General features: G+C 43.8%; 14 protein-coding genes. 10 read left to right on the top strand and 4 right to left on the bottom strand.

The window, feature by feature from the left end; genetic code table 11:
* The first annotated feature begins 170 nt into the window (after nucleotides 1-170).
* From EDI28_RS13430 to EDI28_RS13440, 3 genes are all read left to right on the top strand, one after another.
* Nucleotides 171-665: an acyl-CoA thioesterase gene (locus tag EDI28_RS13430; RefSeq protein WP_128784398.1), complete on the top strand. Its 495-nt coding sequence runs from the start codon at nucleotides 171-173 to the stop codon at nucleotides 663-665.
* A 477-nt stretch (nucleotides 666-1,142) separates the two neighbouring features.
* Nucleotides 1,143-1,985, top strand: a complete 843-nt coding sequence (locus EDI28_RS13435) for a patatin-like phospholipase family protein (protein WP_128784399.1) — start codon at nucleotides 1,143-1,145, stop codon at nucleotides 1,983-1,985.
* Between the two features lie 40 nt (nucleotides 1,986-2,025).
* Nucleotides 2,026-2,484, top strand: a complete 459-nt coding sequence (locus EDI28_RS13440) for a GNAT family N-acetyltransferase (RefSeq protein ID WP_164918553.1) — start codon at nucleotides 2,026-2,028, stop codon at nucleotides 2,482-2,484.
* Between the two features lie 62 nt (nucleotides 2,485-2,546).
* Here the strand turns inward: EDI28_RS13440 and EDI28_RS13445 are convergent, their stop codons facing one another.
* The gene (locus tag EDI28_RS13445) at nucleotides 2,547-3,029 is read right to left on the bottom strand and encodes a GreA/GreB family elongation factor (RefSeq protein WP_128784401.1); all 483 of its coding nucleotides are present in this window, start codon (nucleotides 3,027-3,029) and stop codon (nucleotides 2,547-2,549) included.
* A 159-nt stretch (nucleotides 3,030-3,188) separates the two neighbouring features.
* Between EDI28_RS13445 and EDI28_RS13450 the strand changes: the two genes are divergently transcribed.
* The 5 genes from EDI28_RS13450 (at nucleotide 3,189) to EDI28_RS13475 (ending at nucleotide 7,809) form a co-directional block, all read left to right on the top strand.
* Complete coding sequence (locus tag EDI28_RS13450; RefSeq protein ID WP_128784402.1) at nucleotides 3,189-3,863, top strand: peptide-methionine (S)-S-oxide reductase; 675 nt, start codon at nucleotides 3,189-3,191, stop codon at nucleotides 3,861-3,863.
* Nucleotides 3,797-4,006, top strand: a complete 210-nt coding sequence (locus EDI28_RS13455) for a GNAT family N-acetyltransferase (RefSeq protein WP_164918554.1) — start codon at nucleotides 3,797-3,799, stop codon at nucleotides 4,004-4,006. The genes EDI28_RS13450 and EDI28_RS13455 overlap by 67 nt, the downstream gene beginning before the upstream one ends.
* A 223-nt stretch (nucleotides 4,007-4,229) precedes the next feature.
* A complete protein-coding gene (locus EDI28_RS13460; protein WP_128784404.1) occupies nucleotides 4,230-4,592 on the top strand; it encodes a cupin domain-containing protein in 363 nt (120 codons plus the stop codon).
* Between the two features lie 665 nt (nucleotides 4,593-5,257).
* Nucleotides 5,258-5,914: a Qnr family pentapeptide repeat protein gene (locus EDI28_RS13470; protein WP_128784406.1), complete on the top strand. Its 657-nt coding sequence runs from the start codon at nucleotides 5,258-5,260 to the stop codon at nucleotides 5,912-5,914.
* Between the two features lie 320 nt (nucleotides 5,915-6,234).
* Nucleotides 6,235-7,809 (top strand): BCCT family transporter, encoded by a 1,575-nt coding sequence (locus EDI28_RS13475; RefSeq protein ID WP_128784407.1) that lies wholly within the window; start codon nucleotides 6,235-6,237, stop codon nucleotides 7,807-7,809.
* A 70-nt stretch (nucleotides 7,810-7,879) separates the two neighbouring features.
* On the opposite strand, the gene EDI28_RS13480 is transcribed toward EDI28_RS13475, so the two are convergent.
* The 3 genes from EDI28_RS13480 to EDI28_RS13490 form a co-directional block, all read right to left on the bottom strand.
* Entirely contained in the window at nucleotides 7,880-8,617 is a 738-nt protein-coding gene (locus EDI28_RS13480; RefSeq protein ID WP_128784408.1) for a 3'-5' exonuclease, read from the bottom strand.
* Nucleotides 8,617-10,497: a DUF294 nucleotidyltransferase-like domain-containing protein gene (locus EDI28_RS13485; RefSeq protein ID WP_128784409.1), complete on the bottom strand. Its 1,881-nt coding sequence runs from the start codon at nucleotides 10,495-10,497 to the stop codon at nucleotides 8,617-8,619. The genes EDI28_RS13480 and EDI28_RS13485 overlap by 1 nt, the downstream gene beginning before the upstream one ends.
* A 124-nt stretch (nucleotides 10,498-10,621) precedes the next feature.
* Complete coding sequence (locus EDI28_RS13490) at nucleotides 10,622-11,368, bottom strand: helix-turn-helix transcriptional regulator (RefSeq protein WP_128784410.1); 747 nt, start codon at nucleotides 11,366-11,368, stop codon at nucleotides 10,622-10,624.
* Nucleotides 11,369-11,543: 175 nt separating this feature from the next.
* Here EDI28_RS13490 and EDI28_RS13495 point away from each other — a divergent pair, with 175 nt between their 5' ends.
* Nucleotides 11,544-12,065: a GNAT family N-acetyltransferase gene (locus EDI28_RS13495; protein WP_128784411.1), complete on the top strand. Its 522-nt coding sequence runs from the start codon at nucleotides 11,544-11,546 to the stop codon at nucleotides 12,063-12,065.
* 143 nt (nucleotides 12,066-12,208) lie between these two features.
* On the top strand, nucleotides 12,209-13,261 hold the full coding sequence (locus EDI28_RS13500; RefSeq protein WP_128784412.1) for a hypothetical protein: 1,053 nt from the start codon (nucleotides 12,209-12,211) through the stop codon (nucleotides 13,259-13,261).
* Nucleotides 13,262-13,264: the final 3 nt, after the last annotated feature.

The raw sequence follows: 13,264 nt of genomic DNA on the forward strand, positions 1-13,264 counted from the left end.
TTATTGCGCCTCGCTCACAGGGCGCTTTTTTTTGTCCTGTCTAGCCGAAAACACTTGCTCTGCAATGCATGCATTGATTAATGTTTGGAGGTTGTTAATAAGGTTAACATCTATAGGTGTGGTGACATCGAAGAGAGTGTTGACCGTCAAGAGTAGTCGGGAGATAGAGTATGGATGGTGGGCAACGTGATGTCACGTTAAGGTTTCTTGCTGAACCAGGTGATGTGAATTTTGGTGGAAAGGTTCACGGCGGAGCCGTGATGAAATGGATCGATCTCGCCGCATACGCTTGCTCGGCAGGGTGGAGCGGGAAATATTGCATTACGGTTTATGCGGGTGGCATACGGTTTGTAGCTCCCATTCATGTCGGTAATCTTGTTGAAGTTAGTGCCAAAGTTATTTATACCGGTACTTCTTCGATGCACATTGCCATTGATGTTCAGGCCAGTGATCCCAAGACCCTGGAAAGGCGACTAACCACGCATTGTATTGTGATAATGGTTGCTGTTGATGAAGGTGGTAAGCCGACATCTGTGCCTGAGTGGGTCCCCAAGACCGATGAAGATAAGATGCTTCGTGAGTCGGCGATAAAGTTGATGAATATGCGCAAAGAGATCGGTGAAGAGATGGAAGCTCATGTTAAATATCTAAAAAAGAATCATTGATGATCCACAAATTAGCCCCACAGCAATGTGGGGCTATGATAGCAGAATGTCGTTAGCGTTAGCGGCTGTGCGTAAATTTCGATACTTGCTCAACTGTTGTCTGTACACCTATCATCATTTGTTGCTTAATGCTTGAATGGTATTCAAGAATACTGTTAATGCAGGTTGAGTTTGTTCGGATAAATGCCCAGACGCTGACCGATCCTTAAATTGGAGAGAAAAGACATAAACAGATTCTCCATCCTATAAATAACAATCATATTTCAATGATGATACATGTGTTTAACGCTTTAAATGAATAAGTTAGTTTTGATAGTTTCTTTTTGCTGACTACATTCTTTTTTGGTATTTCGCTTTACTGTTTATATCCTTCATAGGGTAAGAAAAAGAGAAATCACGGTTGTTAAGGGTTAGGTTCAGGCAAGGTTCGGGTGAATGCGATAGAATCAGAACCGTTCAGAAATGAAAGGATTCAGTATGGAAAAGAAACTAATTCAAGAAACTATACAGTCAGCGCTAGTTGTTGAAGGTGGTGCTATGCGGGGGATATTCGCTGCAGGTGTGCTCGATAGTTTTATTGATAATAATTACCGTCCTTTTGATTTTTGTATCGGTGTATCTGCCGGTTCTACGAATTTAGCTGCATGGTTAGCTAATCAACGAGGAAGAAGTTACAAGGTGATTACTGACTATTCCTGTCGCCCTGAGTTTATTAATTTCCCCCGCTTTTTAAAAGGAGGTCATTGGCTAGACCTTGACTGGCTATGGGACATTACTATAGATGAAATCAGGATCGATGCGGAAACAATGGCAAGCCAACCAATTCCGCTTTATGTTGTTACCACCAGAGTGGATACCGGTAGGGCTGCATACATAAAAGCCACGCCTGATAACCTTAATGAATTGTTGAAGGCATCTTGTTCTGTACCTGTCGCCTACCGACATTTCCCTCGTATTAACAATGAACCGATGACGGATGGTGGTGTTGCAGATTCTATTCCGGTCATCAAAGCTTATGAACTGGGAGCAAGGAATATTACCGTTGTACTGTCCCGCCCGTTTGGTTACAGAAAAACACCGATACGGAACAAGTGGTTGGTGAGGAAACTATTGTCGGATTTTCCTGCGCTGTATAAAGCGATGATCAAGCGTGCTGAAAGTTATAATGATGCAATTGATTTCATTGAAAACCCACCGAAAGATTGCAAGATTACCGTTATTGCTCCCCCTGAAAGTTTTTCTGTCGGACGTATAACCACCGATCCGGGTAAGCTTAATGCCGGGTATCAACTGGGTATGGAAGCGAGTAATATCCAATAGGCTTAACCTTTAAGGACGTTACCGTGAGATGGGAGTGGTTGTGATAGAAAGTGCATCGGATAATGATATTGCTGAAATAACGGTATTGATTGAACAGACGATAAAAACTTGTATTGATGTTACCGATGATGAGGCTAATGATCTTGTTGCACACAGTGTTTATAACATGTTGTTGTGGAAGAGAAGCAAGCAAGGTTCTGTTCATTTGGTTTGCCGGCTAGAGGGGAGAATTGTAGGGGTGGTATTGGTGAAAGAATTTTGGAATCTCACTAGTCTATTTGTTGACCCTGACTTTCAGGCCAGAGGGATCGGTCAAAAGCTAGTGCAAGAGGCTCTATCACAATGTCGAGGGATGTCCCCAAAAAGGGCAGTGAAGCTATCATCTTCAACTTATGCGCAAGATTTTTATCGTGCTATGGGCTTTAAACAGGTTGGCGAACCGCAACCCTTACCGGGAGGGTGTATTCCTTTCGAATTTTCATTCAATAGTACGAGTTAAACTTAGTAACCGGCTTGAATGAAATAAGCGAGCAATTGTGCTCGCCTTGTGTCTTCGTGATATTAGCAAATCGCTACAATATCAAAAAGCTTACGCTCGCCACCTATGTGGACTTCAATTTCATCATCTATATGGCTGCCAGCTAAGGCTTGACCGAGCGGTGCCGAAGGCGTCACGATGATGATTTCTTTGTCTGAAAAAGAGATCTTTAGTCCGCCTGCTGCAGGGCCCAAAAAAACAAACTTATCTCCGTCACTATCATCAATGAGGTGGATCAGGCAGCCAAGGGATATAGCATCTTCACTTGTGAAGTGTTTAATATCCAGTTTGGCATATAGCGCCAAATCGTCTTCACACTCAGTAACTCGTAGTGCCTGTCCTTGGGCCAAGTATGAGGCTTCAAGGCTTAAAGTATCGTACTTATGCTCAGGCGCGTTTTCCTCGTCGGTTGCTGTTTCGTATGCACGAGTAGCCGCATCTATCGCTGACTGGTGGACGACCTTTAGCTTATCTACAATGTGTTTGAGTAACAGCGTTTTATCCATGTTTATGTGTATTCTTTATTTTTGTGTTGGTGATCATCGTACCCGAAAGCGAACGCGATTTCATATTTGTCTCTTATTGCGGCTATTAACGGCTAGCGGTGTACGCACAAATTGTACACTTGAGTATATGTCGAAGTGGAAGCTAAATAGGTGTTGAGCATGCCCAAAGTCGGATTAGGCGGTAGCTGTTACTGGTGCACTGAAGCTATTTTTCGTTCATTGATAGGGGTTGAGCAAGTAGAACAAGGTTGGCTGAGTGCTGTAGGGCAAGAAGAGCCTTCTGAAGGTGTTATCGTTGAATATGATGAACAAGGCATTGATCTATTGAATTTAATTAGAATTCATTTGCATACTCATAGTTGTACCTCGAATCATGTGCTGCGAGGGAGATACCGATCGGCCGTTTATGTTTACAACCCAGAGCAATATTGGGCTGCACGTTCTTGTCTTGAGTCTTTGCAAGCGGAGTTTGACCAGCCCGTTATTACTCAGGTACTCGATTTTAAAGCCTTCAAGTCATCACGTAGGCAGAATCAGGACTATTATTATTCCAATCCGAATAAGCCATTTTGTAGAAACCAAATCACCCCTAAATTACAGAAGCTATTAACTAAATTTGGTGACAGAGTTGAACAAAGCCAAAGAGCTGTGATTGAGGGAGAGGTGGCTCAAAGAGGTAGAGTAGAAATGACGACAACAAAAGATTACCCACTTGAGCACGATACGGTAAAACATGAATACCGTATCGTGCTCAAGGTATCTATGCATTGGTCTCTTATAGTAAGCAAGGTAACGTTCTCCACCTTAATTACTCCGAAGTACCGTCTTCATTAAGAGGGCAAGGGTTAGGAGAAATTCTGATGGATACAGTATTAACTCAAATCCAAACAGAAGGCTATCAGGTTTTGCCAGTCTGCGGCTTCATTAGTAACTACATAACCAAGCATGAAAAGTGGCATGCACTGGTTGCCGGTTAGCAATGGCTAATTGTCCAAATGGGAGTCCAAGTTTGGTGGTTATGGGAGGCGATGTTTTCTCATAAAGGTGCAGGGCCGCTGAACGGGGGGGACCACTATAGTTTATATAGTGAGAAGTTGTTCACCTTCCAGACGTTAGTTAAAGCGACTAAAGATTTTTTGCTCTACATTATTGAATAGGGTCTTGAAAAGGCTAATCGTTAATTAGCAGGGAGGCTAGTCAGTGACTAAGCGTGCAGTTAAATATTGGAATGTTCTGTCGGAATCGAGTCGAAATCGCTGGCAAGCGATTGATGGAACCGATGGCATGATAGAGCAGGTGACATTAAGCATGGATGATAAAAATGGCGACTACACACGCTTGACTCGGTTCAAAGCTGGTGCAGATACTACGTCGTTTGGCCGTAGTTGTCATGATTATCCTGAGGAGGTTTTCATTGTCTCTGGACGGCTATATGATCAGACAAACAGAACTTGGTTAGAGCAGGGGCACTACGCTAACCGTCTACCCGGTGAAATACATGGTCCTTTCTTGTGCGAGCAAGAATGTATTGTGTTAGAGATTTCGACTCCGAGCCAGGCCTGAATGCCGCTAGAATATAATAAGTTGAAAATACAGGAGCCCGATACGTATATACATCGGGCCTGATTATGTTATGGCTGATCTATTCTGGGGTATTTGTTGTCTGCTCCCATCGCGTTAGCAGTTCCATAATTTGACAGGAGTCTTTGGGCTGCGCCATATACACAATGTTGACACGGCTATCAAGACATTGACGGTAGCAGCGTTAAAAGGTTCCGGTGTTGTTTTGCAACCTAGATTAATACTATCAGAAGCGTTAATGAGTGGATCTTTGACTGAAGTACTTCAGGACGAACGGCCAAAAGTAATGCCTGTTAATTTGTTATATAAGAGCAAGCAATTACCATTAAAAAATCGGACGTTTGTAGATTACATCTTGGATGAAATTGTTAATAACCGAAGGCTAAAGGTTATGATTATGTTGGCTTTTAAGCTGTGGTACATTGAGTTGCCCTCAAGGCTCCTACATGTCACGTTAAGCCATCCATTGTTATTTTTAGCTCTGGCTGTGCAATGAGATTAAAATAACTGCCGTATGAGTCGCTCATGGGCGTTTAGAGGGTGTTTTTTCAGGGTTTAAAAAAGTAAAAAAACACAATTGTTTCTTCTGGATTTCTACCCTTTTATCTTAGTAAGCTATTACAAAATTTAGCGATTGAGTAATAATTATGAATGTTTCAGGTTCAACATTTACTGAAGAAGATTTTTCAAGAAAAGACCTTGCAGGCTCAGTGTTCAACCAATGCAATTTTTATCGGTGTAATTTTAATCGTACCGATCTTACTGATGCAAAATTCGAAAATTGCCGATTTATTGAAGCTGGTGACATTGAAGGTTGTAGCTTTGAATATGCACAGTTGAAAGATGCTAGTTTTAAAGACAGTGATTTGAGCATGACGCAATTTATTGGTGCTCATTGTTTAGGTATTGAGTTTAGGTCGTGCAATATGAAGGGCTGCAACTTCTCATGTGCAAATTTTTGCAACTATATTACTCAGAACTCATATTTTTCTTCTGCATATATTACCGGATGCAACCTGTCATATTCGAACTTTGAAAATCAACGTCTGGAGAAATGTGATTTGTTCGAAAATCGATGGAATGGCGCCAATTTAATGAGGGCATCCCTAAAAGGTTCTGATCTAAGTCGCTGTGAGTTTTCAGAGGAGCAGTGGGGGCAATTCATAGTAGAGGAGTGCAACTTGTGCCATGTAGACCTGACGGGATTAGATCTGAGAAGAGTGAAACTAAAAGGTGTCATGATCTGTGATTGGCAGCAAGAGCAACTGCTTGAGCCTTTTGGTCTCTGTGTCCTTCCATCTTGAGTTTGGACTCTACAGGCGGTCTCTGGCTGTTTTTTAGTTTCAGTACTATTTTTTATCTTATTGTTCCTCGTTCTCGAGCGTGTTTGAGTCGATGTCAAAGGCAACATTTATGACTAATTGGTTAGAGCACGAAATAATTTTTTGTTGCTATGGTTAATAATCATCTAAGTTATCTACAATGTCTGGTTGTTTATTGATCGTTTTTTAGTAATTTCCAATTAAACTTGACACTTCAACCAGATAAATGATTTGATCGAAAGGCTTCATTTTTATTTATAGGACTAAGTATTCTTGGTGAAAGCTGTGCCAAGTAGGATTTAATGATGAGTAAACATGATAAATACAGTATAGATAATACTGATTACACGGTTGGACAAGACAATATCCAAAAGTGGGGTTTTGACGTTCATAATCCAGTTTTTGGCACAAGCGCTGGTTTGATCGCCCTGTTTTTGGTTGCTGTTTTGATTAGTGATCCGGCCACGGCGAAGACAGCCCTGAATGGAGTTAAAAATAGCATCATTAATAATTTCGATGCTCTGTTCATCTGGTCAGGTAACATTTTTGTTGTCTTCTGTCTGGCTTTGATTTTTTCCCCATATGGGAAAATTCGTATAGGTGGAAAGGATGCTGAGACGGACTATTCTCGCGTCTCTTGGTTATCGATGTTGTTCGCTGCCGGTATGGGCATTGGTCTGATGTTCTGGAGCGTGGCTGAACCTGTTGCTTACTATACGGGTTGGTATGAGACGCCACTAGGGGTGACACCTAATACTCCAGAAGCTGCGAAGTTGGCGATGGGTGCGACGATGTACCACTGGGGTTTCCATCCTTGGGCTATTTATGGCGTGGTTGCGCTTTCTTTGGCATTCTTTGCTTATAATAAGGGCCTGCCGCTTTCTATTCGTTCGATTTTCTACCCGTTGCTGGGTGATCGCGTATGGGGCTGGGCTGGTCACGTTGTTGATATTTTTGCTGTTCTGGCGACCTTGTTTGGTCTGGCAACATCATTGGGCTTAGGAGCCCAACAGGCAGCAAGTGGTATAGAGCATGTCTTGGGTATCGAGAGTAATATCACGTTGCAGATTGGGGTGATAGCTGTCGTTACTTTGCTAGCCGTCTTCTCTGTTGCCCGTGGTATTGATGGCGGGGTTAAACTGCTAAGTAACATTAACATGCTAGTTGCCATTGCATTGTTGGTGTTCGTTGCGTTGGTGGGTTTTGCCGTTTCGATGGGGACAATTCCAACAACTATCTCTGGTTATGCCGAAAACTTCTTAGCGCTAAGTAATCCGCACGGTCGTGAGGATGAAGCCTGGATGCATGGCTGGACTGTCTTCTACTGGGCGTGGTGGATTTCTTGGTCACCATTTGTAGGTATGTTTATCGCTCGTGTTTCTAAGGGACGTACTGTTCGCGAGTTTCTGACCGCAGTATTGATTGTGCCGACAATGGTGACTGTCCTTTGGATGTCAGTGTTTGGCGGTCAAGCGATTGACCAGGTGATGAATGGCGTAGGTAGCTTAGGTGAGAACGGTTTAACTTCCGTGCCTTTGGCTATGTATGAAATGTTCGAGGCGCTACCGTTTAGCAACGTATTGTCTGTTATTGCTATTGTATTGGTGATGGTATTCTTTATTACGTCCTCTGATTCCGGTTCATTGGTGATCGATAATATTACCGCTGGTGGTAAGCTTGATTCACCAATGCCGCAGCGTATCTTCTGGGCAACAGTTGAAGGTGCGATTGCTGCTGTAATGCTTTATGTTGGTGGTACGCAAGCAATCGAAGCGCTTCAGGCTGGTGCTATCTCGACGGGCTTACCGTTTACCATTATTCTGCTGCTGATGTGCGTTAGCTTGATTATGGGCTTCCGTACCGAACGTTTTCGTTAGTAAAGGCTTTCGCCAATAGGCGAAGACAGTAATAGTAAAAACGCCGCTGAAATAGCGGCGTTTTTTTGTCTTATAGCCAAAGCTCTGATATCGGGGTGTCGGGGTCAAAGTGGTAGGCAATCTGAGCTTGTAGTAGCTCAGCTGTCGCTAAAGCATCGGTTAAAGCATGGTGAGGTTGATAGGTTGGCAGGCCATAACGTCGCCGGGCCTTACCGAGCCTTACCGAACCCGGTTTATTTCCCTGCAGTCGGTTCCAGAACCCACCGTATTGACGTTGTTGTATAGCGAGTTCAATTGCCATCGTGTCGACGACAGGAAAGTGGATACCTTCATTCAACCGCGCTTTTAACGCACTGTTCATGAACTCTCGTTCAATCTTTTGGTAGTGAACAACAACAACTTTTCCGGCGAGGGCATCCAGCACCTTTTCGAGAAAGCGTAGTAAATCTGGTGCATCACTAACATCTGAATCAGTAATTCCATGGATAACAACCGACTCTTCTTCTAAAGGCCTATGTGGATTAACTACCCAGTGGGCGGACTCTCTGCATCGAATACGCTGAAGGCTAAATGGGACCAGTCCTATGCTGATGATTTCGTCTTTCTGGGGATCAAGCCCCGTTGTTTCGAAATCCAGTGCTACGAAAGGAACATCCCGCAAAGGAGTGTCGCCTTGAACCATATCAGCGGAATAATATTGTTTTAGCCGTGAGTCTTTGGCCTGACTGGCTAGGGTGGTGAAAAACGTCGGCCAGTCAGGTGTGTTTGTGTTGGTTAGCAACGGCCTTTGTGCTCTTTTTTGTATCATTATCGTCTGTTGCCTTGATAGCGAAACTTGATGAAGTTCTGTGCATTGCTTAGGATTTGGAATGCAGCTTTGAGGTTTCTGCGCTCAAAGTCAGACATGTTCTCCGGTTCGATACTATTATCAGCCTCGGTTTCGGCTTCGATATCCAGTGCCTGGTGTCGAATTCGTACCATGTAGATAAACTCCATGGCATCACGGAGATCTTGTCCTCGACCTTTGGGTAAAATTCCGGACTCAATGATGTCATCCAATCGCTCGAAGGAATTCTGCGATCGAGAGCCTACAGCGAAGGCGTGAACTCGGATTAGATCAGCAAGCGGTGCCGTACCTCGGCGCTTGAGGTTAATTGAATTGTTATGGCGACCATCTTTTTCCATAACAAAATCTTTGAAAAAACCTAACGGTGGGGTTCGGCTGATTGCGTTACGGGCAAGGCAAGAGAGAAAGCGATTGTTCTTTCTGGCGCGCCTGATAATAAAGCTATTTAGTTGTTCTGCCCATTTAACTCGGCCCCAAACACCATCTAAGTCAAAAAAGATTGAGCTATTTAGTAGAGCTTGCGGCTTGGGGTTGTCGATCCAATCAGCAAAACATTCTTCCCATTCCTGTCGAGTTTTTCGCCATTCAGGATTGGTGGCCATGATCCCACCTTGGCAGTAGCTGTAGCCGCATGCCGCAAGTCCGTCGCAGACAAATTTGGCGAGTTTGGCAAAGTATGCGCCATGCAGATTCTCATTGTATCTATTGTCCAGGATCAGCGCATTGTCCTGATCGGTTACAATCAGCTGTTCGTCGCGGGCCATAGAGCCTAAAGCCAGAAAGCAATATGGAATTGGTGGCGGTCCTTGAATTTCCTCGGCGAGTTCAAGTAATCGCTGTTTGAAGCTGCGGCCAATTACAGCCATAGCGCTTCCAACCATATGAGAGTTGGCATCTTCGTTGACCATACGGACAAAGCAGTCTTTGACCTGTTCTGATAAGACCTGTAATTCTTCGACACTCTGCTGCTGGAAGATCGTACTAACCAGCAACAGACTATTTTGTGATTCGTAACGAACGATATCGGTAAGGCCAATAACGCCGATTGGGTGCTTATTGCGCAGTACGGGTAAATGGTGGACGTTATAGCGCAGCATGGTTAGCATCGCTTCAAACACGTAGGCATTGTGATCGAGGGAAATAACCTCGGTTGTCATAACCTCAGAAACGGGCGCCGACACATCAATACCGCAAGCAAGCACTCGGGTACATAAATCTCTGTCTGTAATAATGCCTACAAGGTGATCGCCATCTTCATCATCATTTATTGCCTCGGGATCGGTAACCAATAGTGAAGAGGTACTTTCTTCCGCCATTGTCTGAGCTGCGACTTGAATCGATTCGTCTTTTGCAATCAGAAATGGGTCTCGGGTTAAAAGTGTTCGTACTTTGGAGGTTGTGAGGTCATTGGCATCAGTGTGAGTAGAAACCACATTGCGAAGACGGGCGCTGTCTTCGACTTCGACAAAATCGGCAAAGCTATCAAACTCTTCATAGAGGCTGTTGAACATCTCTTCGGGAATACAGTAAAGCAGCGTATCCTCAATGGCTTTTGCGGGCATACGGATGCGGTTATTCATCAGTAGTCCCAATTGACCAAAGAGAGCTCCCTCATCAATACGGTTGTAGAGTTCCCCTTTACGTCGGTAAATCTCGACGGCACCACTACGGATCAGGTAAAGGTCGTGGATCTCGTCACCAAAGTTGAGGATCATACTGTCAGCGCGGTAATAGGATACCTCGATTTGTAGTGCTACTTGTTGTTGTTTTTCTTCTGGTAGATTATCAAAAGGAGGGAACTGGCTGATAAAACTAAGTATTTCGAGCTGCTCTGCTTCCATCACAAGATCCGATTTATGGCAAAATAAGTGAGTATAGTGATGTAAGTATACAAGGGTTGCAACTTACATGCTTTTACATTCAGCTTGTTAGCCCATTATTGGTGACAAAATGAATGCTGGGTGTTTATTCGAGTCCACAGTAAATCTGTTTTATTAGCTGATTTTGATGGCGGCAACCCGTTTTATGTAGAATGCTTTTAATTTGAGATTTTGTCGTTTCTTTCGATACACCACGCATCGCCGTTATTTCACTGCCGTCATAACCTTGAGCGAGCAAAGTTACAACATTGTGCTCAGCCTGCGTGAGGGTATCTGGTAGTTTCATTATACTTTTGGCTATTGGTTCTGGGCCATGAACTTTTTCGAGAGTATGACGGGCGATAAAATATTGCCCCCATGGGCAGAGTGCCTCAAGTAGTTGCTGCATGAGTTTTTGGCTCTTGGAGGGAAATGGCTGGCTATAACGATGAAAGCTAATTGATAGAACCTGTCCGTGAGCAACTGGATATAAACCGCTGATAGAGTAGCGAACAGCCATTCGTGGGATCATCTCATCGAGAAACCAGCTGTTACTGATACGTTTGACTGGCAACATGTCCTGAAGGGGGACCATATTACCTGTCAGCGAATGGCTGAGATAATGTTGTAAATAGATGTCATCTTTAGAGTGGCGTAAGTAAAAATCGAAATCGCTTTCATTAATTCCGTGGTGGAGAACCCATTGTTCACCTTTATGGGGGGGGGAACCGAGGAATAATAGGCTTATATCAGCCCCAAGGTATTGACCGATACAGCGAACAATACGATTAAGGTCGTCGGTTGATTGACCAGCTTCCAGTAACTCCCTTACCCAACACTGAACCCGTTCCATGGATTTCCCTCACGGGTAATAACTTTATTGATATAAGATTCAATGATGAATAGGAGCTTTGCAAATATTTGTCCAAATGGTGTGATCAAGGTTTGATGTGTTGACTAGATGGAATTTTGAGTGATAGTTTGCATGTACTGAGCGTATTCTTTACAAAGGGATTTTAGCCAAGGATATGAAGTTTATTACCTGCACTTTTGAGTCTCATGCTCCTGAGATTCTGACCATTCTTAATGATGCAATTTTACATTCAACGGCACTGTATGACTATAAGCCTAGGACTATGGACAACATGGTTTCATGGTTTGAAACCAAGAGAAAAGCCGAGTTTCCAGTGCTGGGGGTTGTCGATGATCATGGCCGGCTGATGGGATTTGCCAGTTATGGTCGATTTCGTGAGCAGCCTGCTTTTAAATACACGATTGAGCACTCTGTTTATCTACATCCAGACTTTCGAGGCAGAGGCGTTGCGAAAGAATTAATGTTTCGATTAATTCAGCTTGCTAAACAGCAAGACTACCATGTGATGGTTGGTGCAATTGATTTAGAAAATGAAGGTAGTATTTATTTGCATCAGCGGCTTGGATTTAGTCATTCCGGAACGATTAATCAAGCGGGATTTAAATTTGGACGTTGGCTTGATTTAGGCTTCTATCAGTTGATATTGAGCACACCGGCAAGTCCTGTTGATGGGTAATACCTGCCTCACAATTCATGCATACCGTTATATTAATAATGTGATCGTCTTACAATTAATTAATATCAGCCTGATCTCATATTTGGCGAGCTGAATTAGAGCTTCTACTCTTCATTGTTACATATGCAACGGAAGTGATAACAATGAAGACATTAACTAAGGGTATCTTAGCGACGTTGGCTACGCTCTCATTTTCAGCTCATGCGGCGATTGGCGAACACCCAATTATTTTGATCCACGGTTTTCAGGCTGATCAATTGCAAACAAAACCAGATCGTCAGGCTGTTGAACAGGAAGGGGCCGACTATTGGCGTGATTTTTGGCTAGCGAAAGCTGATGATCGTATTGATTGGCCTTCTCAGGAGAGGGTCGCCGGTAAAATTTCGTCAGACTATATTTGGCCAAAATTGCAAGAGCTATCGAAAAACCAGACATGCCTCAATGGCTGTATTTTTGTTACCCATTCAACAGGTGATCTTGTTGCCCGGTATATGCTGGATAATCAGGCGAACTGGCTAGAAAATGCAGGGCTCCAGCCATTGAATATTCTGGCTACCTTCGATTTTGCCGGTGCCGGCGGCGGCTCTGAGCTGGGAGATCTGGCTATCAATGTTGCCGAAGGAAGTGGGTGGGTAAATGGCGCCCTTCAAGCAGCAATCAAGCTTTGGCTTGGTGAAATCCCCAATAGCTCTAACACCGGAGTATTGAATGACCTAAAAGTGGCTAATGCGCGTCAGTTGGCACCAATTCCTGATGGAAGAATCCCACGGGTTCGCTTTACTGGTGATGGTTCAGACTACTTTAATTTAACCGGAGGTTTTTTGCCGGGGCATGATGATGGCGTTGTTGCCAGCCATTCCACTTGTGGGGCGAGTCAGGCCGGAGACTTCAATAGCTGTTCGGTTAGCGTTGCCTATGATGGCAAGCTGGCAGGTCAATCCCGAGGGGTGAGTGACTTCATGCCAGATCATTATCCATTGCTTATGGGTGACGATTATAGCCATGGCGGATTGATTAGTAATTCGCATAGTGGGCAAGTCACGGCAGCGAATCAACAAGTGACATTCACCAATGGCAAGACTTTGGCTGTCAGTACGACGGATGAAAAGTATTGGCTGACAGGTAACTATTATCGTTATGTTGATGGTTCTGATGAAGTGACAATGTCACAGCTGGTGGCTGACTTGCTCAATTAGAAA

Origin of the sequence: Photobacterium chitinilyticum (genome assembly GCF_004104355.1) — a bacterium.
In the GTDB taxonomy this organism is placed as follows: domain Bacteria; phylum Pseudomonadota; class Gammaproteobacteria; order Enterobacterales; family Vibrionaceae; genus Photobacterium; species Photobacterium chitinilyticum.

Bases quoted from the DNA above. Each gene is read 5' to 3' on its own strand.
- EDI28_RS13430 (WP_128784398.1), top strand. From the start codon at position 171: ATGGATGGTGGGCAACGTGATGTCACGTTAAGGTTTCTTGCTGAACCA.
- EDI28_RS13435 (WP_128784399.1), top strand. From the start codon at position 1,143: ATGGAAAAGAAACTAATTCAAGAAACTATACAGTCAGCGCTAGTTGTT.
- EDI28_RS13445 (WP_128784401.1), bottom strand. From the start codon at position 3,029: ATGGATAAAACGCTGTTACTCAAACACATTGTAGATAAGCTAAAGGTC.
- EDI28_RS13450 (WP_128784402.1), top strand. From the start codon at position 3,189: ATGCCCAAAGTCGGATTAGGCGGTAGCTGTTACTGGTGCACTGAAGCT.
- EDI28_RS13470 (WP_128784406.1), top strand. From the start codon at position 5,258: ATGAATGTTTCAGGTTCAACATTTACTGAAGAAGATTTTTCAAGAAAA.
- EDI28_RS13475 (WP_128784407.1), top strand. From the start codon at position 6,235: ATGATGAGTAAACATGATAAATACAGTATAGATAATACTGATTACACG.
- EDI28_RS13480 (WP_128784408.1), bottom strand. From the start codon at position 8,617: ATGATACAAAAAAGAGCACAAAGGCCGTTGCTAACCAACACAAACACA.
- EDI28_RS13485 (WP_128784409.1), bottom strand. From the start codon at position 10,497: ATGGAAGCAGAGCAGCTCGAAATACTTAGTTTTATCAGCCAGTTCCCT.
- EDI28_RS13490 (WP_128784410.1), bottom strand. From the start codon at position 11,368: ATGGAACGGGTTCAGTGTTGGGTAAGGGAGTTACTGGAAGCTGGTCAA.
- EDI28_RS13495 (WP_128784411.1), top strand. From the start codon at position 11,544: ATGAAGTTTATTACCTGCACTTTTGAGTCTCATGCTCCTGAGATTCTG.
- EDI28_RS13500 (WP_128784412.1), top strand. From the start codon at position 12,209: ATGAAGACATTAACTAAGGGTATCTTAGCGACGTTGGCTACGCTCTCA.